Source organism: Chryseobacterium sp. D764, assembly GCF_019317325.1.
Taxonomy (GTDB): Bacteria; Bacteroidota; Bacteroidia; order Flavobacteriales; family Weeksellaceae; genus Chryseobacterium.
In genome coordinates this window covers 3,387,549-3,411,748 of the sequence record NZ_CP079219.1, presented here as the reverse complement: position 1 = coordinate 3,411,748, position 24,200 = coordinate 3,387,549, and the positions used below count along the sequence as shown (strand labels likewise).

Below are 24,200 nucleotides of genomic sequence, written 5' to 3'. Positions count from 1 at the left end.
ATGCAGTGACGTCAATAAGAATTTTCAGGCAACCATTTTCTGTTTTTCTCGTCTCTATATAAAAGTCTGTTTTTACTATTAACACCAAAAACAAAATACTGCAATGAAAAAAATTCACTTTGTTTACCTTCTGTTCATTTTGATCTCCGTATTCACAAATGCACAGGTCATTACATTTGTTTCTGAAAAAAATAATAATCCTCTTCCCAGAGTTTCCGTATTTGGCAAAGACGGAAGCATACTCGCCTACTCTGATATTGATGGTAAGATTGACAAGCAGTCGCTGTCACCTGCCCAAGAAAAGTTTCAGCTGGTTTATAATAATTTTCTGGTTGCCACCCTATCCTATTCCGATTTTGATCAGCCAGTCATTAAAATCAATGACCAGGTGAAAGAAATTGAAACAGTTGTTATTAAAAATAATAAGCCTGCCAAATACATTTTCATCAAAGGAAATTTTAATGCTTATGTAACGGTGAACAATAAACTGAATAGTTATGCAGACGGAATTGTAACCTACATTTTTGATAATAAATCCAAAAAACTGAAAAGTACCAATGTAGAACAGTACAGAATTTTCAGGCTGGCAGAATCTAAAAATGAGAAAAAAGAAACTTCAAAATGGGATTATAGCAATTCTCTGGAACTACCCAAACTTAAAAATGTTGGAAACCCGGAAGAATATAAAACAAAAAGAAATACCGTTAAAGAGTTGAAGGGTGAACATAAAGATCAAATAGAGATTACTGGTGCAGCCCTTCAGGATAAAGAATTTTCATTCTTTGGATATAGATTTTACGATATAAAAACAATTTTAAACATGTCTTTTGAAAAAGGATCTGAAAAAAACCTGAAAGATTTCCTGGAATATAATGAACTTGTTTTTGTAAAATTGAAACATAAAAGTGAACCCAATTACAATCAGATAACACTTTATACTAATTTTTATCCAACAGAACTTAATTTCAGCAATGACAATGATATTGATAAAGTGAAGTTTGATAAAGACAACAGTAATTACAAGACATCCTATTGGCAGGATTCGTCATTTCCTAATATGCAGACTATTTTCAGCAGCTTTTTCAAAGGCGATCTAAAAGAACAAACCAATAAAAAATAATGAAAACTCTGTTCCGGAGTACTAAATATCTCAATTGAATTCTAAAATTAAAAGAACAGCATCCATTTCCGGAAAAAAATAATAAATAAGCAAAAAACATAAAGTAAAAAATAAAATCCAGTATTAATAAAGGTTTTATTAAATTTGCAACAAACCAAATAAAAATGAAAAAGTTTTCTTTTCTACTTGTTTTCAGTCTGTTGCTTTTTACAGCATGTAAGAAAGATCATGTAGATGCTACGAATACTAAAACACTGCAGTCAAGTATCAATGATATGACTTCCAGTTTACCTACCATTAAACAGATTAAGTTTAATGAGGCTCTTTATATCCTTAAAACATTTGGCGTAGAAGCTGATGGTGATATAAACGAGCTAAAAGCCCTTGGAAAACTGATCAATGGAAAAAAAGTTCCTGAAATTATGTCCCTTGCAGACGAAGTTGCGCAGAAAAACGGAATAGAATGGGCCAGTACTGCCCCGCCATCACTCGGAGAAATGAACATCTTCGGAGATGATAAAGCCAAAGAAAGCGATCCTAATGACGTAAAAGCAGGATCATTAAGCCTTATTACAAGACCTACAGGCGATGACGGTTCCGGAGCTCCTACTGCCATTCAAATTGTACCAAGACTTGTAGATGCAGCAGGAAACCCGGTATCTTTCACAGGAGCAGGTCTGGAAGCAACCCTTGAAGTATTCAGTAACGGAGTAAGACTTGCTACCGCTAAAAACCTGATGCAGGATAATAACTTTAAAGGATTCAACTTGAAGTTCTCTTCTATTCCGGCAGCAAAAGTGGTAGATAACAAAATCGACATCACAGTTTCTGTAAAAACAACTGCGAAAACTTTCAAAATGTCAAAAATCGGTCTTGATGTGAATGCAGCAGCTCTGAAAGTTCCTGCCATTCCTAAAACTGATACAACAGCTGTACCGGAACAACCAAGCGCAGTTATTGATCCAAACAATCCAACAGCAACTACTGGAACCCCTACAGATCCTGCTACTGCTACTCCAACGGCACCAGCTACGCCAAAACAGCCGACTGCTGATCCTAAAAATACAGTAAGCAAATTTTTGAACAGCGTAAGTTCACAGAACTTAAAAGCGGCTTACGATACATCGAGCAATCCAAACTGGGGAAGCTATGAATCTTTCTCTAATCCTAATTCAGGTTTTGGAGCTGTGAAAAATGTAAGCGTAAAGAATATTACAACAAGTGGTACTACAGCCAACAGTGCAAGCGTAAATGCTACCTATGATGTAACAGATAAAAGCGGTAAGACAACTTCATTGAAAGTAACTTTCGGGCTTAAAAATGTAAACGGTGACTGGAAAATTTCTAGCTATAAAATCAATTAATAAATGGCTTCAGCAGAACTGATCAAAAAACTAGAAGAAACAATTGAAAATATTCCTGATTTTCCGATTCCGGGAATACAGTTTAAGGATATTTCACCCATTTTTTTAGATCCGAAACTTTACGAAGATGTGATTGCAGATCTTGCAGCCTTCAGTAAAGGAAAAGTAGATGCAGTCTGCGGAATCGAAAGCCGTGGTTATTTGTTTGGAATCGCTATTGCCGTAGCATTGGAAGTTCCTTTCATTCTGATCAGAAAAGCAGGAAAACTACCCCCTCCCGTCATTTCAGAAAAATATGATCTGGAATATGGAAGCGCTATTATTGAAACCCGTGAAGGACAAATAAAGCCAGGACAAAGAATTTTGATTCATGATGATCTTTTAGCAACCGGAGGAACTACTGAAGCAGCAGCTAAATTGGTAGAAAAACAGGGCGCAACTGTTTCCCAATTCAGTTTCCTTATTGGCTTAAAAGATTTGAATGGTGATGAAAAATTGAAAAAATTTGGTGCAGAAGTGTATCATGTTTTAGGATATTAAGATTGATCCTAACAAGATAAAGATATATGCTTCGACTCCGCTCAGCATGACAATCGCTAATAAGGCTGTACAATTAGTACTATTAGAAGTGTCACGCTGAGCGGAGTCGAAGCGTTTTTATAAGAATTTACATTATTTGTTTAAATAAAATCAACAATATAAACAAAGTATTTTGTAAATCTCTCAGAAACAATTAAATTTGCATTTCAATTTTTAAAAACTTATGGCAAAATTGGGAAAGAGTGCTCAGAACGAGCAAGAAGGTAAAGAAACGGTTGAGTTCTTTAAAGACCTTGACAGAGAAGCTTTAAACACTGAAAGATTTGTTGAAAAATATTCAAAACCTCTAGGTTTTGTATTTGGAGCATTAATTTTAGCAGTGTTAGGATTCTTCGCTTACAAGCAATTTATAGTTGCTCCAAAGAACGCTGAAGCTGTGAAAAGTTTCCTTTCTGCTCAAAAAAGTCTTACTGAAGGTAAGGATAAAGATGCTTTGGGTGGAAAATCTGCAGCTAACCCAGGTTTTGTAGGTACATATAACGAATATTCTTCTACTAAAATCGGTAAACTTTCATCTTATAATGCAGGTTTATTGAAGTTCAAAGAAGGAAAATTCCAGGAAGCTTATGATCTTTTAGACCAGTTTTCATCTGACAACAAAACTTTAGTAGCAATGAAATTCGGAGCTATGGCAGATGCAAAATCAGGTCTTAACAAAAACGATGAAGCTCTGGCTTTATTAGACAAAGCAGCAACCGCTTCTGATGATCCGTATACAACATACTATTTCACAAGAAAAGCAGGTATCGTTGCTTTAGGATTAAAGAAAAATGCAGAAGCTAAAAAATACTTCTCTGCAATTGATGAGAAATATCAGGACTACGACAACGGAATGTCTGATTCTTATATTGAAATGACTAAATATTACTAAAAAATGGCAACAGTTAATCTTTCCGATTACAAGCCACTTCATATAACTAATGCCGAAGATTTTTCTATCGGCATTGTTTTTTCTGAGTGGAATGATTTTGTAACGTACAATCTTCGTGATGCAGCCTTGGAAATTCTTGAAAAAGAAGGGGTAAAACCTGAAAACATCAAACTTTTCCCTGTTCCGGGAGCCTTTGAACTCAACTATGCAAGCATGCAGCTTTGCAAAGAAAGAAAATATGATGCAGTAATTTCTATCGGGTGTGTGATCCGTGGGGAAACACCTCATTTTGACTACGTGTGTTCTGCAGTAGCACAGGGAATCAAAGACTGTAACATTATGACTGACACCCCTACTATTTTCTGCGTATTGACAGATGATACCAAAGAGCAGTCTATCGCAAGAAGCGGTGGTGATCTTGGAAACAAAGGGGTAGAAGCAGCCGTTACCGCTTTAAGAATGATTGATTTCAAAAAGAAATTATCTGACAAAAAAGGAAATATCGGTTTCGGACACTCTTAACCGCAGATTGCCTTAACAATATATTGGGACTATTTTTTAATAGTCCTTTTTTATTGGGTATTTTAAATCACAAATCTTACTAATAAACAGGATGTTTTTGTTTTTTTCTATCAAAAGTTCTATACAAAAACTATCTTTGTGAAAACTAATAAAGACAGTAAATACATGTTTTTAAGAAAAATAAAACCGTTCCTATATTTAGGAGTTTTCTATCTTATTATTTCATTGATAATAAGAACAGTATTCTTTTTTCACCCTATTACCACAGCTAGCTTTGGGTTTTTCGAGGTCATAAAAGTCTTGTTAATAGGTATGGTGAATGATATTTTTGTATTCGTTCTTGCCAGTTCTGTTCTCGCGCTTTATTTTCTCTTCCTTTCCAATTCAAAATATAAAAAACCTTACGGCTACATTATTTTGGGAGCACTGGTCTTATTCTTCCTTTATATATGGCTTGTTCCTAACAATATTTTCAAGCAATATGGAGGTTCTATCATGGAGGTAGCACTTGTTTTTGTTGGAATAAAAACCCTTTTCTTCGGATTGATGCTTTTCCTTCCGACCCAAAGAACAAAGATTCGTAACACTCTATATTTCATTACATTATTATTATATGTTCTTCTGATTATTTTCAATGGAGTAAGTGAATACTTCTTTTACAATGAATTCGGAGTTCGGTATAACTTTATTGCAGTAGATTATCTGATATATACCAATGAAGTTATTGGAAATATCATGGAAAGCTATCCTGTCGTTCCATTATTTTCAGGGATAATGATCGTTACACTTACCATCACATGGTTCATTTATAAGAAAACAAAAGATGAGCTGCTGGAGCTTCCGGATTTTAAACAAAAAATGGTTCTTCTGGGGAGTTTCATGGTACTTTGCGCCTTTAGTGCACTGGCGATTCCTTCTCTGATGCAAATGAGGTCAGACAATGTTTTTGCAGACGAAATTGAGGCCAACGGACTTCCAAAGTTCTACTGGGCTTTTACTCATAATGAGCTGGATTACTTCCAGTTTTATTCACAGATCAATCAACAGCAGGCCGAAAAGAATTTTCTAAGTCAGTATCCACAGCAGACATTATCAAGAAATATTGTTGCTGAGCAGCCTGAAATGAAGAAAAACGTTGTATTGATTTCTATTGAAAGTCTTTCCGCAGATTTCATGGAACATTACGGCAACACACAAAAAATTACTCCTTTCCTTGACAGCCTTGCAGAGAAGTCATTGATGTTTACCAATCTTTATGCTACCGGAAACAGAACGGTACGCGGTCTGGAAGCTTTAACATTGTGTATTCCACCGACAGCGGGAGAAAGTATCATCAAAAGAGATGATAATAAAAACAAATTTACAACCGGGAATGTATTCAAATCTAAAGGCTATGACGTTAAGTTTTTATATGGCGGATACAGCTATTTTGATAATATGCAGGATTTCTTTAGTGGAAATGGCTACGGAATTATAGACCGAAATAATTTTAAACCTGAAGAAATCACTTTTGCCAATGTTTGGGGAGTTGCTGATGAAGATATGGCAAAAAAAGCGATTCAGGTAATGAATACTGAAGCAAAATCAGGGAAACCATTTTTCAATCACTGGATGACGGTTTCCAATCACAGACCTTTTACTTATCCTGACGGAAGAATAGATATTCCGGGAACAGCAAAATCCCGTGAAGGCGGTGTAAAATATACCGACTACTCTCTTAAATTATTCTTTGATATGGCTAAGAAACAAGACTGGTATAAAAATACTGTTTTTGTTATCATTGCAGACCACTGTGCATCGAGTGCCGGGAAAACGGAACTTCCGATGGATAAATACAGAATTCCTGCGATGATCTTTTCAGAAGGGTTTGTTCAGCCTCAAAAGTTTGATGGATTAATGTCTCAGATAGACGTAATGCCAACCGTTTTGGGACTTTTGAATTTCAGTTATCAGTCTAAATTTCTGGGACAGGATGTCTTCAAAAAAGAATTCCAACCTAAAGCTTATGTTGCAACATATCAGGATCTTGGATTTATAAAAGACGGGCGTCTTACCATTATTTCTCCGGTAAAAAAGGTAAAACAATATTCTTTGGAATTGGAAAAAAGCGATCTGGCCCCAGCTTTTAAGCTGTATTACGACGAAAAATTATTAAAAGATCCAGACCAAAAACTGGTAGATGATGCCGTATCAGCATATCAATCTACCTCCTACTGGCTAAAAACGAAACAACTTAACAGATAAATATCTAAATATTTTTAGCATAAAGTTTGGCGTAAAATATTTAAATTAACGAAAAAATTTATTACTATGAAATGGACAGACGACAGAGGCGGAAACGTTGATGACCGCCGTGGTTCCGGAGGAGGAAATGGTGGTATGATTGTAGGCGGAGGGCTCGGAACTTTAATTATAGCAGCCATTGTATTCTTTTTGGGAGGTGATCCATCCGGTATTTTGAATTCCGGCAGTATGCAGTCTTCCGGAAATTCCAGTGAACAAAGAGAGCTTACAACCGGGGAAAAACAAATTGGGGAAATGGTCAAAATGATGGATGCATGGAATAGCCAGACCTGGAATCAGATTTTCACTGAAAACGGAATGACCTATACCGATCCGGGTATTGTTCTTTTCGAAAATACAACTTCTTCAGCATGTGGTACAGCTCAATCTGCCATGGGACCATTTTATTGCCCGGCTGATCAGAAAGTATATATGGACATGAGTTTTTTCGGTGAGCTTCAGCAAAAATTCGGAGCTAAAGTAACAGAATTTACGGTAGCTTATGTTCTTGCCCACGAAGTAGGCCACCATGTTCAGACACTGTTGGGAACCACACAAAAAGTAGATGCGTTAAGAAGAAGTGGAAGATATTCTGAAGAACAGATGAACAGAGTATCTGTGGCTACAGAATTACAGGCTGATTTCTATGCCGGAGTTTGGGCTAAAAAAACAAATGACAGCAAACATATACTGGAACCTGGAGACATTGAGGCTGCCATAGATGCTGCAGAAGCCGTTGGAGATGACAACATTCAGAAAAGAGGTCAGGGATATGTCAATCAGGAAAGCTTTACTCACGGATCATCTGCACAGCGTAAAGAATGGTTTATGAAAGGCTACAACACCGGAGATATCAGACAAGGAGATACTTTCAACCAATTATTAAAATAATTTATCAGAATTATTCAGACTATACAAAATAAAAAAGCGGCCTTACTTTAAGGCCGCTTTTTTATTTATTGCAATTCTATAGGATTAGAATTTTTCTTAGCTTCTTCTTTTACCCTTTCTTCCATTCTTTTTCTCATATCGGCAGGATTCTGATTTCCACCACCGCCTCCAGGACCTCTTCCACCACCAGCTCTCACTGTTGTCGAAAATCCGCCTGAACCTCCACCCTGGATCATGAATGACATAGGATCAGTTTTAAATTTCTGCTGTTGTTTTAAATAATCTGATCTTTTTACTTTCAAAGTATTTCCAAACTGATTCAAAGTAGGAAATTCCGTGATTTTGTAGTTTTTCATTAAATCAAAAGAATAATCTCCTTTATCATCTTCTACTTTTACAATCAACCCCGGAAGTCCTCCAAACTTGTAAGGTCCATCCTGATAAGGAAGATCTGTTGTAAACCATGCTGTCCATTTTCTGCCTCCAAAATCAGTTTCGGCCTTCTGAACTTTATATTCACCTATTTTTCTTGTTTCTGATTCAATTTTCCAATTTAGTGGTCTGTCTTCTTCATACGAATAGAGATCACGGCCAATTCTGTCTTTAAAATACGTCTTTTGATTTGTTTTATCTTTTTCTATGGAATAATTGATATTAGTTCTCAAGCCCTCCATCTGATCTCTGTTAATACTTCCTCTTCCACCACCGCCCTGAAATGCTTTTTGCATGATGGAATCTCTTTTAATCCTGTTTTCCGAATAAAACACAGACTTTTCCGGAGAAATATCCAGGTAAGCATTTTCTGTCTTAATATCCGTTTTATTTTCGGCATCAGGCTTCATAGTCACCTGATACACAAACCTGTTTGTCTGTGCAGAAACATTCTGTATAAAGAGTGCCAATGCGATAATACCTAATTTTTTCATTTATATTTTCTTTATTTTAATTCAATTGGGTTCTGGGCTGTGCCCGTAAAGGAAGGAACATCTACCGATGAGCCTTGTGACATAGAGGGATTCTGGTTTTCACCACCCATTCCACCTCTATGCATCCCGCCACCGCCACCGTGGCCGCCGCCTTTCATTCCTCCTCCATTCATACCACCGCCGTGCCTTCCGCCGCCAAAATTCATATTTCCGCCACCGTTATTTCCCGCCATAGTATTTCTGTTTTTACCAAATTCAAGTTCCAGAGCCGCTTTATCACCATGGAAATTAACTCTTGTACTTTGCTTGGCATCAGCATTTATCTGTTCTTCAAAAGCATTTTTAACGATAATCTTTTTAACAAGATCAAATTTATAGTCTCCTTTGTCATCTTCCAGTTTTACAATCAGTCCTGGCAATCCTAAGAACTTATAAGGTCCGTCCGACAAAGGAATATCTTTTGTGAACCATCCTGTCCAGACTCTTCCTCCAAATTCTGCAACTGCTTTTTGGGCTGAATATCCATTTTGTTTTTCAACAACATTGGTCACTTCCCATTTTACAGGTCTGTCTTCCTGATAATAAATTTGTTTTCCAGCTGCCTTTTCATAATAATACACTTTTTGGTCGGGAATACTCTTTGTAATAAAATATTCAAAAAAAGTAGGTTCAAAATGTTTTCTTCCTTCCTGTTTTGAAAAATCTTTTTCCTCTTTTTTATTTTCCTTCATTTCTGATCTCAGAGCAGTAAAAAGAGAGTCTCTTATCAATTTATTTTCACTGATAAATAAGGATCGTCCTTCCTTAATATCCAGAAAAGTTCTTTCACTTTTCATACTTACCAGATTGATAGAATCTGGGTTTACCAGCGTTTCATAAACATATCTGGTGGTCTGTCCATAAGACAGTGCGGTGAAAAACAATACAAAAAAAATTATTATTTTTTGTCCCATTACCAATTTTATTTATAGATAGAAAATATGATTCAAGGTTAAAATCAGAAACAGAATCTTCCGTATCACGATAAGAAATTTATCTAATTTTAACATAAATCATGCTTTTCAAAATCGCTATTAATATAAGAATCATTAAAATAGATATCTTCGATTTGAGATTGCGGAAATTAGTTCGTATTTTTGCATCATTAAATCATTCTAAATAAATACAATGATAAAAGTATCAGACTATGCAAAGGAGAAAGCTATCCAGTTGATGACTGAAGATGGCTTTAACCCTGCTGAAGATTATATAAGAGTAGGGGTGAAAAGCGGCGGATGCTCTGGTTTAGAGTATGTTTTAAAGTTTGATAACCAAAAAACAGACACAGATCAGATTTTTGAAGATAATAACATCAAAATTATTATAGATAAAAAATCCATCCTTTATTTGGCAGGAACAACTCTTGAGTATTCAGGAGGATTGAACGGAAAAGGGTTTGTATTTAACAACCCGAATGCATCCAGAACATGTGGATGTGGAGAATCATTTAGTCTTTAGAGAAAAGACATTAGATACTAGATAACAGATATCAGAGCCATTCTGAATGCTGAAATCTACCATCTGAAATCTAAAAAATAATAATGAGTAAATATACAGAAGACGATTTAAGGGTCGATCTAGAAAATAAAAAATATGAATTCGGTTGGGAAACGAAGATTGATTATGAAGATTTCCCGATCGGTTTAAATGAGGATATCATCCGTGCGATCTCTGCTAAAAAAGAAGAGCCGGAATGGATGACTGAATGGCGACTGGAATCTTTCAAAATCTGGTTGAAAATGGTAGAGCCTAACTGGGCGAATATCAAGTATGAGAAACCGGATTTTCAAGCAATCCGTTACTATGCTGCACCTAAAGTAAAGCCGGAACTGGCAAGTCTTGACGAAGTAGATCCTGAATTATTAGCAACTTTTGCAAAATTAGGGATCAATATCGAAGAGCAAAAAAGACTTTCAGGAGTTGCCGTAGATATCGTAATGGACTCAATTTCTGTGAAAACTACTTTCCAGGATACATTGGCAGAGAAAGGAATTATTTTCTGTTCAATCTCTGAGGCCATTAAAAACCACCCTGACTTAGTAAGAAAACATCTTGGAAAAGTAGTTCCGAGAGGAGATAATTTCTACGCAGCATTGAATTCCGCAGTTTTCTCTGACGGAAGTTTCTGTTATATTCCCAAAGGCGTAAAATGCCCAATGGAGCTTTCCACTTATTTCCGTATCAACCAGGCAGGAACAGGACAGTTTGAAAGAACACTTCTTATAGCTGATGAGGGAAGTTACGTTTCTTATCTTGAAGGGTGTACAGCACCATCAAGAGATGAAAACCAGCTTCACGCTGCGGTAGTGGAACTGATCGCTTTGGACGGAGCGGAGATCAAATATTCTACAGTTCAGAACTGGTATCCCGGTAATGAAGAAGGTAAAGGAGGGGTATTCAACTTTGTAACGAAGAGAGGACTTTGCGAAAGAAATGCAAAAATCTCCTGGACTCAGGTAGAAACAGGTTCAGCAGTAACATGGAAATATCCTTCTTGTATTCTGAAAGGAGATAATTCTATTGGAGAGTTCTACTCTATTGCGGTAACCAACAACCACCAGTATGCAGATACAGGAACGAAAATGATCCACATTGGAAAGAATACCAGATCAACGATTATTTCCAAGGGTATTTCTGCAGGAAAATCTCAAAACTCATACAGAGGACAGGTGAAAGTAATGCCTTCAGCAAAAGGAGCAAGAAACTTTTCTCAATGTGACTCTTTATTGATGGGTAATGAATGTGGAGCTCACACTTTCCCATATATTGAAATCAAAGATCCTACTGCACAGTTAGAGCACGAGGCAACGACTTCAAAAATCGGGGAAGATCAGATTTTCTACTGTAACCAAAGAGGTATTGATACGGAAAGAGCAATTGCTTTGATCGTGAATGGTTTCAGTAAAGAAGTTTTGAACAAGCTTCCAATGGAATTTGCTATTGAAGCACAGAAATTACTTGAAATTTCATTAGAAGGTTCAGTAGGATAAGAAAATATGATAGCTACAGAAAGATTAATTTTAAGAAAACCTACAAAAGAAGATTTTGAAAGATTCTTTGAAATTAATCATGATCCTCAAACCAATATTCATAATCCAGGCGGACCAATGAGTTTTGAAAAAGCAGAAAGCACATTTACAAGAATGCTTGATCATTGGGAAAAGTACAGTTTTGGAGGCTGGGTGATTGTTGAAAAGGATGATCCAGAAAATATAATAGGTTTTGGAGGATTGAGCTATAAACTCTACGGAGAAGAAGAAAAATTGAATTTAGGCTATCGTTTTGCTTCCGAGGCATGGGGGAAAGGATACGCCACAGAATTCACAAAGAAAGCTATAGATTTTGGGTTAAACGAAGACAGTAAAGAAGAAATATTCGCCATTGTCCGTCCCAGTAATATAGCTTCTGTTAAAGTATTGGAAAAGGCAGGTATGATACAAATCGGGACACTGAATGATGTCCCTGGTCAACCTGAAAGTTTAGTATATAGAATTCAAAAATAATTTGTTTAAGCAAATAAAATGTTAGAAATTAAAAACCTTCACGCCAAAATTGAAGATGGCGCAGAAATATTAAAAGGTATTAATCTTGAAATAAAGCCAGGCGAAGTTCACGCTATCATGGGGCCGAACGGAGCTGGGAAATCTACCCTTTCTTCTGTAATCGCTGGTAAAGAAGATTACGAAGTGACTGGTGGAGAAATTCTTTTCCAGGGAGAAGATATCGTTGAAGATGCCCCTGAAGATAGAGCTCACAAAGGAATTTTCCTTTCTTTCCAGTATCCAGTGGAAATTCCGGGAGTTTCTGTGACAAACTTTATCAAAGCTGCTTTGAACGAAACAAGAAAAGCAAACGGATTGGAAGAAATGCCGGCAAAAGAAATGCTTGCATTAATCCGTGAAAAATCCGAAAAACTGGGTATCAAGAAAGATTTCCTTTCAAGATCATTAAACGAGGGATTCTCAGGAGGTGAAAAGAAAAGAAATGAGATCTTCCAGATGATGATGCTTAATCCTAAACTGGCTATTCTTGATGAAACTGATTCCGGATTGGATATTGATGCTTTGAGAATCGTTGCAGATGGGGTAAATCACTTTAAAAATGAAGGAAATGCAGTTCTTTTGATTACGCACTATCAGAGATTGCTTAATTATATTCAACCTGACTTCGTTCATGTTTTAGCAGATGGAAAAATCATCAAGACCGGTGACAAATCTTTAGCATTAGAACTTGAAGCAAAAGGTTACGACTGGCTTCTTAACTAAGAAGAAAATATATTATTTCAGAGATTATAATTTTCACAGTTATTCATAAACCCTGTAAAAAGAAGAATCTCTACTATTAAAATTGGGTTCCCTATTCCTCGGAATAACAATATTTTAGTTAATAAAAAAAGAAAAAATGGTGCAAACCACAGATATACCAGTAATGGCATTAAAAGAACAAATTATAGAGAACCATAATGAATTTTTGGAGAGTCTTCGTCACAGATTTCTGGATGACAGTAGAAAAGCAGCTCTTCAGAGGTTTCAAAATGTTGGTTTTCCGACAAAAAAAGACGAAGAATATAAATATACCAATCTAAAGGAAATCACGGAAAAAAGCTACAACTTCTTCCCGAAGGAGAGCCACAATATCACCAAAGAGCAGTTTGATGAACTGCACCTTGGAGAAGAAAACTTTGATTGGATTGTTTTTGTAAATGGTAAACTTCACAAGGAACTTTCAAAAGTTTCTATTGAAAATGTAGAATTCCTTTCATTCAACTATGCATTGAATGATGAGAAGCATAAAGAGGTTTTTGAAAAATACTTCAACACTATTGCTTCTAAAGATCAAGCTTTTACAAACTTAAATCTTGCTTACTGCAAATACGGTTTCTTTTTGAAAGTTCCTAAAAATGTAGTGATTGAAAAACCAATCCACGTTTTTTATATTTCTCAGAATCAGGAAGAGAATACGTTCTACAATACAAGAAACCTTTTGATTGTAGAAGAAGGAGCCAAAGTAGAAGTAATTGAAAGCCATCATAATTTTGACAGCGCCTATGTATTGACAAACTCTGTAACGGAAATCTTTACATATCCCAATGCAAAAGCTGACTGGCACAAGCTTCAGAATGACAACAACACAACCTATCTTATCGACAGTACGTTCGCAAGACAGGAAAAAGACAGCTTAACCACTGTAAACACGTTCTCTTTCGGAGGTAAACTGGTAAGAAACAACCTTGATTTTATTCATAATGGATCAAACATCAATTCATTCATGAACGGAATCACAATCATCGGGAAAGATCAGTTGGTAGACCACCACACGGCAGTTCACCATAACTTCCCGAACTGTGAAAGCTATCAGAACTATAAAGGAATCTTCGATGGCAATGCCCACGGAGTTTTCAACGGAAAAGTTTTTGTAGATAAAATTGCTCAGAAAACAAACGCTTATCAGCAAAACAATAACGTGTTGCTAAGTGAAGGAGCAAGCATTGATACAAAACCTCAGTTGGAGATCTTTGCAGATGACGTAAAATGTTCTCACGGATGTACGGTAGGTCAGCTGAATAAAGATGCTTTATTCTACCTGAGAGCAAGAGGAATCTCTAAAAAAGAAGCTCAGGCATTACTTTTATATGCTTTCGCAAATGATGCCATGCAAAATATTGATATAGAGCCTCTAAAAGAGAAAATTTCAAAGCTATTGGCAGAGAAACTAGGAGTAGATATAGAATTCTAAGACTTATATATATTGATACGAAAAAGCACTTCTTTTTGAAGTGCTTTTTTTATTTCTTACGGGTATCTTATCTTGTTTATTTCTTTAGCCAGCCTTGGTTATCCTTATTATCTGAACGTTTCTTACCATTATCAAAATTGTAAGCCAAACCTACGCCCAATGTCTGCTTCAGCTGTGTTTTCCAGATCTGGTTATGGTCATACAGCAGATCCAGGGTAATATTGGATGAAATATATTTATTAATCTTCATATTTAAGACCGCTCCATAAGCCAATACCAATCTATCCGGATGATCCAGATAATTTGAAAATACAGACGCTGTATTGGTCAGATTAATATTCTCCATGATTTTGATCTTATAAATGGCAGTACCAAGGAAACCGAACTGGAAAAGTGATGAATCACCATCATTTTTAAGGCCATACGTTCCGGCAGTCTGGAGATCCTTATCTAAAACAAAAGTCCATCTCGCGTTGGCAGGACGTAATGTTACGGTCAAATTATCATTAGGACGATAGGTAACCCCTGCACCCACATTCAGATATCCCGGAGCCATGAAATTGGAAATCTTTTTAGCATCAGGGTTGTTTCCATCTTCATATCCCGGAGCAAACTGAGTCTGAAGACCGGCTCCTACTGAGAAATACCAGCTTTCAGCAAATTTTCTACCATAGTTTGTAGAAAGATTGATAACATCCTGAGTTTTTCGCACACCTGTTCCCTGGGTATTATTCTGTCCGTAGCCCAGAATAATGATATTTTCCCAAAGATCTTTCCCTTTCTCATAAGTCAGGTTATAATTGACACCAGCAAGCCATCCTACGTTGTTGGCTCCCCCTCCTACCCAGTTTGAAAAGGCAGCCTGGTTAAGCATTAATGTATTTTGTCCTTGAATAGACCAGGCTTTAACGGTATCTGCTGCCGGAGCCTCTGTTTTAGTTTCTTGCGCCAAAGCTATCGCTCCAAAAGAAATGGAACTGATCAATAAAAGTTTTTTCATAATAATGATTTATTACAAATGTATAAATAATAATCTACGTCTAAATAAAATTCACTTTAAAATGAATTTAACATAATTGATTTTTCGCCTGTAATACAATGAAAACAAATCATTTAAACAACACTATATTGCATCCCAAACTTAAGTCAACTTAAAATGACAGTATTTAAAAAACAAAAAACACCTCATTTCTGAAGTGTTTTTATATTAGAATTGATATAGTTATATTATTTTTTAATCCACCATTGACTGTCCTTACGGTCAGAACGTTTCACACCATTATCAATGGTATAAGCGAAGCCGATTCCAAGGGTTTGTTTCAGCTGAGTTTTTTCGATTTGGTTGTGATCATACAGCAAATCAACCGTCACATTGGAGGAAATATATTTGTTTACTTTAAGGTTTAACAGCGCACCGTAAGCGAGAACCAATCTGTCCGGACGGTCAAGGTAATTCGAGAAGACCGAAGCAGTATTCGTTAAATAAATATCTTCCATTATTTTCAGCTTATAAATTGCCGTTCCCAGGAAACCGAACTGCAATAAAGAAGAATCACCATCACTTTTCAAACCATAACTTCCTGCGGTCTGAAGATCTTTATCCAATACAAAAGTCCATCTGGCATTGACAGGACGTAAAGTAACCGTAAGATCGTCATTAGGTCTGTAGGTGATACCCATACCGACATTCACGTAACCTGGTGCCATAAAATTCGATATTTTCTTTGCTTCAGGGTTATTCCCATCTTCATACCCTGCGGCAAACTGGGACTGCAGCCCTACTCCACCAGAGAAATACCAGCTTTTTGAAAACTTCCTCCCGTAATTTGTAGAAACATTAATAACATCCTGAGTCTTTCTTATTCCAAGCCCCTTCGTATCATTTTGTCCATAACCTAGGATAACAATATTCTCCCAAAGATCTTTGTCTTTTTCATAAGTTATGTTATAATTGATACCAGCAAGCCATCCCACGTTATTGGCTCCACCTCCTACCCAGTTTGAAAAGGCTGCCTGATTGATCATTAAAGTGTTTTTTCCTAAAACTGACCAGTATTTTACTGTGTCTACCACAACAGAATCTTTCTTCAATTCTTCTTGTGCACTTGCATAAATCCCCATAAAAAAGGAAAGAATCAATAAAAACTTCTTCATTACTCAAATAATTTTCAATGCAAAAGTATTAATATAATTTTTTTTAAAGGTAAATTCAGCTTTAAAGAATCCTAATTCATAAAGTTTAATACCTAACAATAACATATCTCTATAAAATCAATGCCAAAATAATAAGTTTAAAAAATAAATTTGACACCTTTTGTCTTAAAATCAAGGAAGTAGAAATTGATTCATCGACAAATTTTCCGAAATTTATGATTGGCTTTTGATTTGACGTAAAATCCTCATGTTTAAAAATGCAATTTCCAAAAGAGCGATTATCTACCCATTGCTGATGCTTTCTGCGATGTGGTTTGGGTATTTTTTACAAATGCAGGGCTTTTTTCAAAGCTGTTTTGGAGCGATTATACCGCTTTTGCCTGAAGGGCTGCTGGGTATAGTTACTTCTCCTCTTTTGCATGGAAACATCGATCATATTATAGGAAATTCTATTCCGATAGCCGCACTTATGTTTTTGCTCTATCAGTTTTACCCAATCGTAGCAAATAAAGTTTTTATTATCGGCTGGCTGGCAACAGGGCTTTTAGTATGGCTTCTTCCTCCTATTGACATTTTCTCTGGCGAATATATGTACACCTGTACCATCGGAGCCAGTGGTGTAGTCTATGTTCTTGCCTTCTTCCTTTTTTTCAGCGGGGTATTTAAATGGAATACAAAACTTCTTACCATTTCAATGCTTGTTGTACTTTATTATGGAAGTTTAATCTGGGGAATGCTGCCTGAAGAGCTGTTTTATAACATGCAGGAACCGAGTAAAATTTCATGGCAGGCCCATCTTTCCGGAGCAGTAGTCGGAAGTATTATTGCGTTTGCTTTTAAAAATGTTGGGGAAAAGAAGAAAAAGTTCATTTGGGAATTTCCGAATTATTATAGCGAAAAGGATGATAAATTGTGGCAGGAATACAAGGAAAACCATCCGGAAGATTTTATGGAGCTTCCATATAAAAAAAGAGATGATATCTGGGATCATTTGGATGAATTAAGGAAAAAATAAAAACTTAATTTCACTACATTTGAAAAAAACACACATGATTTCCGAAGAATACTTTTATGCAATCGCCCTTCGCGAATGCAGCCAGATAGGTGATATTCATTTTCATAAACTTGTCCATACTTTTGGAAGTGCTCAGGAAGCATGGAAAAGAGCAAAGAAAGAATATAAAAAGCTGGAAGGCATAGGACAAAAAACAGTTTCAGATATTGGGAATAACAACCATTTGGAATTCGCAGAAGAAGAAATAAATTTTTGCGAAAAGAATAATATTCAGATCAGGCTGAAGCATCTTCGTGAAACTCCTTTACTGCTTAATGAATGTAATGATGCACCGGCTATTCTTTATCAGAAAGGAAAGATTGATGATACACTGTCAAAAGTAAGTATTGTAGGAACCCGGAATATGACTGACTATGGCCAAAAATTTATTGAAGATTTTTTTGAAGCAACCCAATCTTCAAGATATACATCAGTAAGCGGTCTCGCTCTTGGAGTTGACAAAGAGGTTCATGAACAGTCTATTCTTCATCGAAAACCCACTGTAGCAGTTCTTGCACATGGTTTCCAATATTTATATCCATCAAAAAACAGAAAACTTTCAGAGAAAATTTTGGAGGAAGGAGGTACATTAATCACAGAGTTCAGCTCTTCCCAAAAACCAGACCGTGAAAACTTCATCCAGAGGAATAGAATTGTAGCAGGAATCTCTCCCGCAACCATTGTGGTGGAAACTGGTTTTGGAGGAGGATCTGTAAGCACTGCTGCTTTTGCCAATGATTATAACCGTGATGTCTTTGCCCTTCCCGGAAAAATTACAGACCTCTGCAGCCAGGGATGTAATCAGCTGATTTTCCATAATAAAGCAACAGCCATTTCTACTATAAAAGATCTTATAAGCATGCTTGGGTTTAATGGTCCCAAAGAAAAAATCGAAGAGTTATTTCCTTATAGTGAGACCACAATACAATTGTCTGACAATCAATATTTAATATATCAATCTATTAAAGACCAACCACAGATTTCTCTGGATGATCTGTCACAGAAAATTAATATTCCTCCCTACAAAATTTTACCAATAATTTTGGAATTGGAACTTTTAGGGAAAGTAAAATCATTTTCCGGGAGGCAATTCATCGCAATTTAAGATTTAATGATTTCTTAATATTGCATTATTTCACACATAACATTTCATTTTTAATAAAATTTGAACATAAATTATCAATTTAATAATATTACGAAACATTATTATTTAATTTTTAACAATGTTGAAATACAGTGTTGTGAATCTTGAAAAAAAAATTAAATTTGTTGACAATAATATTCAACCTTAATATATGGAACAATATAATATTGACCAGAAAATCCAAGAGTTTATTGCAAAAATTGAAGCAAAAAATCCTAACGAACCGGAATTCTTACAGGCTGTAAAAGAAGTTGCCGTAACTGTAATTCCATTCATTGCTACTAAAAAAGAATATACCGGAATGAAGCTGCTTGAAAGAATGGCTGAAGCTGAAAGAATTATTATTTTCAGAGTTCCATGGGTTGATGACAAAGGAGAAATTCAGGTTAACAGAGGTTTCAGAATTCAAATGAACTCTGCTATTGGACCATACAAAGGAGGAATTCGTTTCCACCCTACTGTAAACTTATCAGTTCTTAAGTTCTTAGCTTTCGAACAAGTATTCAAAAACTCTTTAACAACTCTTCCAATGGGAGGTGGTAAAGGAGGTTCAGATTTCGATCCACAAGGAAAATCTGATATGGAAGTAATGCGTTTCTGCCAGGCTTTCATGACAGAATTGTGCAAACACATCGGTCCTGAAACAGACGTACCTGCAGGAGATATCGGTGTTGGAGCAAGAGAAATCGGATATTTATTCGGACAGTACAAGAAAATCAGAAACGAATTTACAGGAGTTCTTACAGGAAAAGGTCTTGCTTACGGAGGTTCATTGATTCGTCCTGAAGCTACAGGATACGGTGTAGTATACTTCGCTGAGCAGATGCTTAAGACTATCGGACAGGATTTCCAGGGTAAAACAGTAACAGTATCAGGTTTCGGAAACGTAGCTTGGGGAGTGATCAAAAAAGCAACTGAACTAGGCGCTAAAGTAGTAACAATCTCTGGACCAGATGGGTACATCTATGATAAAGACGGTATCAGTGGAGAAAAGATTGATTATTTATTAGAGCTTAGATCTTCAGGGAACAACAGAGCTGAAGATTATGCTAAAAAATATTCTTCTGCTGAATTCCATGCTGGAAAACGTCCTTGGGATGTGAAGTGTGATGTTGCTTTCCCTTCTGCAACTCAAAACGAATTAGATTTAGATGATGCAAGAAAATTAGTTGAAAACGGATGTGTTTGTGTAACTGAAGCAGCTAACATGCCTTCTACACTAGACGCCATCAACTATTTCTTAGATAATAAAGTATTATTCTCTCCTGGTAAAGCTTCCAATGCTGGAGGTGTTGCTACATCAGGATTAGAAATGACTCAGAACTCTATCCGTCTTAACTGGACTTCTGAAGAAGTTGATGCAAGATTAAAGGAAATTATGATTGGTATCCATAAAGCTTGTAGAGACTACGGAAAAGATGAAGACGGTTATGTAAACTACGTGAAAGGTGCAAATATTGCCGGCTTCGTAAAGGTAGCAGAAGCAATGTTGGCTCAAGGAGTTGTGTAACAGAAAAACAAAGGTTGGGAAAAATTCCCGACCTTTTTTGATATAGCCTGTTCCCGGGATAATGGGAAAAAAGTAAAAAGTGAAAGGAGAAAGCGCTGCTATATGCAGTGCTTTTTTTTATTTTTATATCATGAAAAACGCTTTTAAAAATATTGATGAATACATTCTTCTGTTCCCCATAGAAGTACAGGAAAAACTGCTTGAACTACAACAAGCCATCCATTCACTGGTTCCTGGTCTGGAAGAGTATATTGGATATCAGATGCCTGCTTTCAGGTACAAAGGAAAACCTTTGATTTATTTTGCGGGATATAAAAAGCATATCGGATTCTATCCAGGCGCTGAAGGTATCCATAATTTTGAGACAGATTTTAAAGAGAGAAAATATAAATTCTCTAAAGGAGCTGTGCAGTTTCCAATTCATGAAGATCTTCCGCTGGATCTGATTACTAAGATTCTTCTATTCAGGGTAGAGGAAATTGATCAAAAAAAATCCTGAAATACAAGATTTCAGGATTCCGACTAGTGTTTGCTAAAGTACTTTTACTTTTTCTTCTTTTTGTCTTTCTTTTCTTCCTTAGGTGCATCTGCAGGTTTCGTTGCATCTGTAGGTGTTGTACTTACAGTTGGGTCAGTTGCAGGAGCAGTTTCCATTGTAGTTGCAGGTGTCTTTTCCTGTTGAGTCTTTGGATCCGAAGGACTTGTAGTCTGTGTATTCGGTTGTTGGGTTTGAGTTGTCGTTGGATTATTAGTAGAAGTATCCGCCGGCTTTTGTGGTGTTGATTGTGCTGATACTGCGATTACTCCGACTAATGTAAACGCTGCCGTTAAAAATAACTTTTTCATAATGTAATATTTAAATGATTGTTTAACTTAAACGAAGCATCATTTATAAAATTATATGTAATAAGCTTATTTAACGTACTTTATAATTATTTAAGAGGAATTTGCAAAATAATTATAATAATTTGGCTGGAGGATCGAAGCTTGAAGCTTGAAGTTTATCGCAGTTGAAACATCAATTCTTTGGTGTAACAGCTTCCCTCTCCCATCATCCTGCTTCCATCCTTGAAATCTACTTCGTTATATTCTTCATCATTTTTTCTACAAATTCAAACGCGGCCGGGCAGATAACCGTATTTTTCAGCATCAGATTATTAATCTGGTAGATCTTCTTACGGTCTGTATGCGGATATTCGCGGCATGCTTTAGGTCTTACTTCGTAAATAGAACAGGTATTATCATTGTTCAGGAAATGGCAGGGAAGATTCTGCAATACCTTATCATTATCTTCATCCACTCTTAAGAACTTAGATTCAAAATCAGCAGACTTCATACGAAGATGTTTGGAAATACGCTCTATATCCTTTTCCGTGTACAAAGGGCCGGTTGTTTTGCAGCAATTGGCACATTGTAAACAATCTATTTCATCAAAAACTTCATCATGGGTCTCCTGTACAATATAATCGAGATTTTTGGGCGGTTTCTTCTTTAATCCGTCCAGAAATTTCTTGTGTTCTTTCTGCTTTTGTATCGCTTGTTTTTTATAAAAATCTAAATTCATTTATTCATTATTTCTTACAAAATCCGAAAGATCCTCTTTCTTATACTCATTTATTTTATCAAGATCAAGAACCGTCGTAAGGCTTTCTTTGCTTGGATAATACATCGGAACAAATTTAGCCCCGTAAACAATTTCCCCGGTAGTATATGAAGATCTCTGCACTACGGTGTTTGAAAACACTTCATCAAATGCACGTACCTGTACAATAAGTTCAATATCCGTATTTTTAAAATCATCTTCAGAAAAGCCGTAAAACGGAGAGTTTTCATCAATTTTATGTACCACAGTCCAGTTGAGAGCTAAAGTATTAATCTTATTTAACTGTGTATCAAGTCTGTAAAAATTACTTTTAGCAACTCCATTTTCTATGACTTCAATAGCTGCAGAAAGAATCACATCTGCATCTGTCAGCGCATTGTTTTTATAAGGAGCCAGCCTGAACATTAGGGCCGAAGATTCCTGAAAAGGAGCAATCACAGCTATATCAGAAAACCTGAGATATGCTCTTGGTCTTGAAAATCTTCCGTAAAAAAGCCCTGTTGCAATAGCAAAGGTAAGCAATCCCAAAAAAGCCTCAAAAGTAGCCACAAGGCTGGCCAAAAATCCCACCGGAGCAATTCTTCCATATCCAACTGTTGTGAAGGTCTGGGAACTGAAGAAAAAAACGTCGATAAATTCATTCAGCGGATCACTTTTATCAATTCCTGTAAGATGTTCCACACCAATCAGGTAATAGATCATTGCAAAAAGAAGATTGATAAGAATATAAGCAATAACCAAATAGGAAATAAAGCGGAATGATGAAAGATTCAGCATGGTATGATACCAGCTTAGCCTGTTGAAGACATTCACGCCTCTTCTCTGAACATTCGGGAGGCCGTCTTTATTGATAAATCTTCCGGATGCATTGGTTCCAAAACCACTGTTCTCCGCATTTTTCTGACGGATCTTTTTTCTGAATCCTCCTGTCATTTTTTAATCATTTTGATTGTGTTATATAATGATTTCTCTCTGCAAATAAGCCGGTTGATGATCAGCTCTTCCCTTTTGTTTTTATAATATTTAAAAAAGCAAAGTTATGTTTTTTAGCCATCATTTCTTTAACATTCATCATTCAGATAACAGATTATTTTTCCACAGGATTTTATGATGTTTGTATTCAAAACAACACACACAAAAACAGCAGAAAGTTTTGAATTTCTGCTGTTTATATTATATTGATCAAAGTGGCTTTATATAGTTTGTGCAGGTGATTCCAGGACCGTAACGCTTACATTGCTGACCGATTTCACAGTCCCTGACTCTCCATGTATATTAGAAAGAAAATTAGGGAAGTTTTCAATAGGAAAAGCCCAATAATAATGGCCATTGACTGGAGAAGGAAAGTTAGCCTGCAATCTTCCATTCAATTTCATGGGAACAAAGTATTCTACAGAAGATCCTTTTAGCTTCGTGAGGATAGAAATGGTCTTTTTAGAGTGTGCCGGGACAATAGCCTTGTAAGTACTGGTTTCTGTAATTTCTTCAGAATTTTCTGTGCCTTCCGTTGTATCTCCTCCTACAACAACTTTAGTGCTTGCTGAAGCTTTTGCAACCAACGGAATATCAACAGATACAGATGCAGCTACTTCAAATGATCCTGAAACAGTACGTTTCCAGGAGGTAGAATATCCCTTTTTGTAAGAATAGGATACCGTAATTTCGCTTTCACGATCTCCATTATTAATAGCTTCCGTAGTATAAGCATTATCCGGCAAATCTATTCCGTCGGTTTTTATCGTTACCTCAGGAGTTCCTAAAACAATGGAAACATTAGGATTAGGAGCTGTATTCCGGGTATCTCCATCTACAGAAAGATCAGGATTAAAGATAATTCCATCCGGGATCTGGCCAACGTAAGCAAAAACATTTTTCAACCTTGTTCTTTCTCCGGAAAAACCGATATCATATCCCATATCCTTCAAATGGTTAGGCTTGAAAGGGATTTCACGCTCTTCATTAGCCGGACTGTTTACACTCAGACTGTTATTATCTGACAATTTAAACTCATCTACAATTTTCCAGCCTTTCTGCAGCATCTCAGCCTCTGTCAACTGTACTTTCTTTACATCAGCAGAATTCACCTTTTCTGAATCATCATTAATAGTATTCACTTCATCTCTTGAACATGATACCGAAAGCATCAATAAGAGAAACCAAAAAGAATTGATTTTTTTAATCATTTTAATAATTTTTTTAGCGTTTAATACTTAAATTTACAAAAAATAAGCTCTTTTAATCTGTTTTTTTGCGAATTAATCAAATTTTAATTTTTCCCAATTTCCCATCTGATTATCCTGTATTTTACTCTAAAATGCTGTTTATATGAAATTTATCAATTTAGAGGCTGTAATTTTTTATATGATTTACACTAACTTTGGGC

Annotated in this window: 24 protein-coding genes; 16 read left to right on the top strand and 8 right to left on the bottom strand. The window is 36.1% G+C overall.

All coding sequences use genetic code 11. From position 1 onward, the window contains the following. Nucleotides 1-103 precede the first annotated feature (103 nt). The 7 genes from KYG33_RS15540 to KYG33_RS15510 all read left to right on the top strand — a co-directional run bounded on the left by KYG33_RS15540 (nt 104) and on the right by KYG33_RS15510 (nt 7,651). Nucleotides 104-1,120 carry a hypothetical protein gene (locus KYG33_RS15540; RefSeq protein WP_219072036.1) on the top strand — a complete coding sequence of 339 codons (1,017 nt, stop codon included), beginning with the start codon at nt 104-106 and terminating at the stop codon, nt 1,118-1,120. 164 nt (nt 1,121-1,284) lie between these two features. Continuing rightward, complete coding sequence (locus KYG33_RS15535) at nt 1,285-2,484, top strand: hypothetical protein (protein ID WP_077413366.1); 1,200 nt, start codon at nt 1,285-1,287, stop codon at nt 2,482-2,484. A gap of 3 nt (nt 2,485-2,487) precedes the next feature. Next, a complete protein-coding gene (locus KYG33_RS15530) occupies nt 2,488-3,024 on the top strand; it encodes an adenine phosphoribosyltransferase (RefSeq protein ID WP_180564930.1) in 537 nt (178 codons plus the stop codon). Between the two features lie 223 nt (nt 3,025-3,247). Next, nucleotides 3,248-3,955: a tetratricopeptide repeat protein gene (locus KYG33_RS15525; RefSeq protein ID WP_077413364.1), complete on the top strand. Its 708-nt coding sequence runs from the start codon at nt 3,248-3,250 to the stop codon at nt 3,953-3,955. A gap of 3 nt (nt 3,956-3,958) precedes the next feature. Then, a complete protein-coding gene (ribH, locus tag KYG33_RS15520) occupies nt 3,959-4,477 on the top strand; it encodes a 6,7-dimethyl-8-ribityllumazine synthase (RefSeq protein ID WP_034734563.1) in 519 nt (172 codons plus the stop codon). Nucleotides 4,478-4,642: 165 nt separating this feature from the next. Then, complete coding sequence (locus KYG33_RS15515) at nt 4,643-6,721, top strand: alkaline phosphatase family protein (RefSeq protein ID WP_219073268.1); 2,079 nt, start codon at nt 4,643-4,645, stop codon at nt 6,719-6,721. Between the two features lie 66 nt (nt 6,722-6,787). Then, on the top strand, nt 6,788-7,651 hold the full coding sequence (locus KYG33_RS15510; protein ID WP_077413362.1) for a neutral zinc metallopeptidase: 864 nt from the start codon (nt 6,788-6,790) through the stop codon (nt 7,649-7,651). A 65-nt stretch (nt 7,652-7,716) separates the two neighbouring features. Here the strand turns inward: KYG33_RS15510 and KYG33_RS15505 are convergent, their stop codons facing one another. Together KYG33_RS15505 and KYG33_RS15500 are read right to left on the bottom strand one after the other, a co-directional pair. After that, nucleotides 7,717-8,577, bottom strand: coding sequence for a GLPGLI family protein (locus KYG33_RS15505; protein ID WP_219072035.1), 861 nt, complete (start codon nt 8,575-8,577; stop codon nt 7,717-7,719). An 11-nt stretch (nt 8,578-8,588) separates the two neighbouring features. After that, nucleotides 8,589-9,530, bottom strand: coding sequence for a GLPGLI family protein (locus tag KYG33_RS15500; protein WP_219072034.1), 942 nt, complete (start codon nt 9,528-9,530; stop codon nt 8,589-8,591). 214 nt (nt 9,531-9,744) lie between these two features. Here KYG33_RS15500 and KYG33_RS15495 point away from each other — a divergent pair, with 214 nt between their 5' ends. The 5 genes from KYG33_RS15495 to sufD all read left to right on the top strand — a co-directional run bounded on the left by KYG33_RS15495 (nt 9,745) and on the right by sufD (nt 14,352). After that, nucleotides 9,745-10,074 (top strand): HesB/IscA family protein, encoded by a 330-nt coding sequence (locus KYG33_RS15495; protein ID WP_027372006.1) that lies wholly within the window; start codon nt 9,745-9,747, stop codon nt 10,072-10,074. 83 nt (nt 10,075-10,157) lie between these two features. After that, a complete protein-coding gene (gene sufB, locus KYG33_RS15490; RefSeq protein WP_077413359.1) occupies nt 10,158-11,606 on the top strand; it encodes a Fe-S cluster assembly protein SufB in 1,449 nt (482 codons plus the stop codon). Nucleotides 11,607-11,612: 6 nt separating this feature from the next. After that, a complete protein-coding gene (locus tag KYG33_RS15485) occupies nt 11,613-12,119 on the top strand; it encodes a GNAT family N-acetyltransferase (RefSeq protein WP_077413358.1) in 507 nt (168 codons plus the stop codon). Nucleotides 12,120-12,137: 18 nt separating this feature from the next. Further along, complete coding sequence (sufC, locus tag KYG33_RS15480; RefSeq protein ID WP_077413357.1) at nt 12,138-12,881, top strand: Fe-S cluster assembly ATPase SufC; 744 nt, start codon at nt 12,138-12,140, stop codon at nt 12,879-12,881. A 163-nt stretch (nt 12,882-13,044) separates the two neighbouring features. Further along, complete coding sequence (sufD, locus tag KYG33_RS15475) at nt 13,045-14,352, top strand: Fe-S cluster assembly protein SufD (RefSeq protein ID WP_077413671.1); 1,308 nt, start codon at nt 13,045-13,047, stop codon at nt 14,350-14,352. A 76-nt stretch (nt 14,353-14,428) separates the two neighbouring features. On the opposite strand, the gene KYG33_RS15470 is transcribed toward sufD, so the two are convergent. Further along, entirely contained in the window at nt 14,429-15,352 is a 924-nt protein-coding gene (locus KYG33_RS15470) for a DUF3078 domain-containing protein (RefSeq protein WP_219072033.1), read from the bottom strand. 227 nt (nt 15,353-15,579) lie between these two features. Next, a complete protein-coding gene (locus tag KYG33_RS15465) occupies nt 15,580-16,506 on the bottom strand; it encodes a DUF3078 domain-containing protein (protein WP_077413355.1) in 927 nt (308 codons plus the stop codon). 247 nt (nt 16,507-16,753) lie between these two features. Between KYG33_RS15465 and KYG33_RS15460 the strand changes: the two genes are divergently transcribed. From KYG33_RS15460 to KYG33_RS15445, 4 genes are all read left to right on the top strand, one after another. Further along, nucleotides 16,754-17,521 carry a rhomboid family intramembrane serine protease gene (locus KYG33_RS15460; protein ID WP_077413354.1) on the top strand — a complete coding sequence of 256 codons (768 nt, stop codon included), beginning with the start codon at nt 16,754-16,756 and terminating at the stop codon, nt 17,519-17,521. Nucleotides 17,522-17,555: 34 nt separating this feature from the next. After that, nucleotides 17,556-18,665 carry a DNA-processing protein DprA gene (dprA, locus tag KYG33_RS15455; protein WP_219072032.1) on the top strand — a complete coding sequence of 370 codons (1,110 nt, stop codon included), beginning with the start codon at nt 17,556-17,558 and terminating at the stop codon, nt 18,663-18,665. A 190-nt stretch (nt 18,666-18,855) separates the two neighbouring features. Further along, entirely contained in the window at nt 18,856-20,214 is a 1,359-nt protein-coding gene (gdhA, locus tag KYG33_RS15450) for an NADP-specific glutamate dehydrogenase (RefSeq protein WP_219072031.1), read from the top strand. A gap of 130 nt (nt 20,215-20,344) precedes the next feature. Beyond that, entirely contained in the window at nt 20,345-20,713 is a 369-nt protein-coding gene (locus tag KYG33_RS15445) for an iron chaperone (RefSeq protein ID WP_180564928.1), read from the top strand. 44 nt (nt 20,714-20,757) lie between these two features. Here the strand turns inward: KYG33_RS15445 and KYG33_RS15440 are convergent, their stop codons facing one another. The 4 genes from KYG33_RS15440 to KYG33_RS15425 form a co-directional block, all read right to left on the bottom strand. Continuing rightward, complete coding sequence (locus tag KYG33_RS15440) at nt 20,758-21,060, bottom strand: hypothetical protein (RefSeq protein ID WP_077413351.1); 303 nt, start codon at nt 21,058-21,060, stop codon at nt 20,758-20,760. Between the two features lie 229 nt (nt 21,061-21,289). Then, nucleotides 21,290-21,778 (bottom strand): YkgJ family cysteine cluster protein, encoded by a 489-nt coding sequence (locus KYG33_RS15435; protein ID WP_219072030.1) that lies wholly within the window; start codon nt 21,776-21,778, stop codon nt 21,290-21,292. Then, on the bottom strand, nt 21,779-22,750 hold the full coding sequence (locus KYG33_RS15430; RefSeq protein ID WP_077413349.1) for an ion channel: 972 nt from the start codon (nt 22,748-22,750) through the stop codon (nt 21,779-21,781). A 260-nt stretch (nt 22,751-23,010) separates the two neighbouring features. Continuing rightward, nucleotides 23,011-24,000, bottom strand: coding sequence for a hypothetical protein (locus KYG33_RS15425; protein ID WP_219072029.1), 990 nt, complete (start codon nt 23,998-24,000; stop codon nt 23,011-23,013). Between the last annotated feature and the right edge of the window lie 200 nt (nt 24,001-24,200).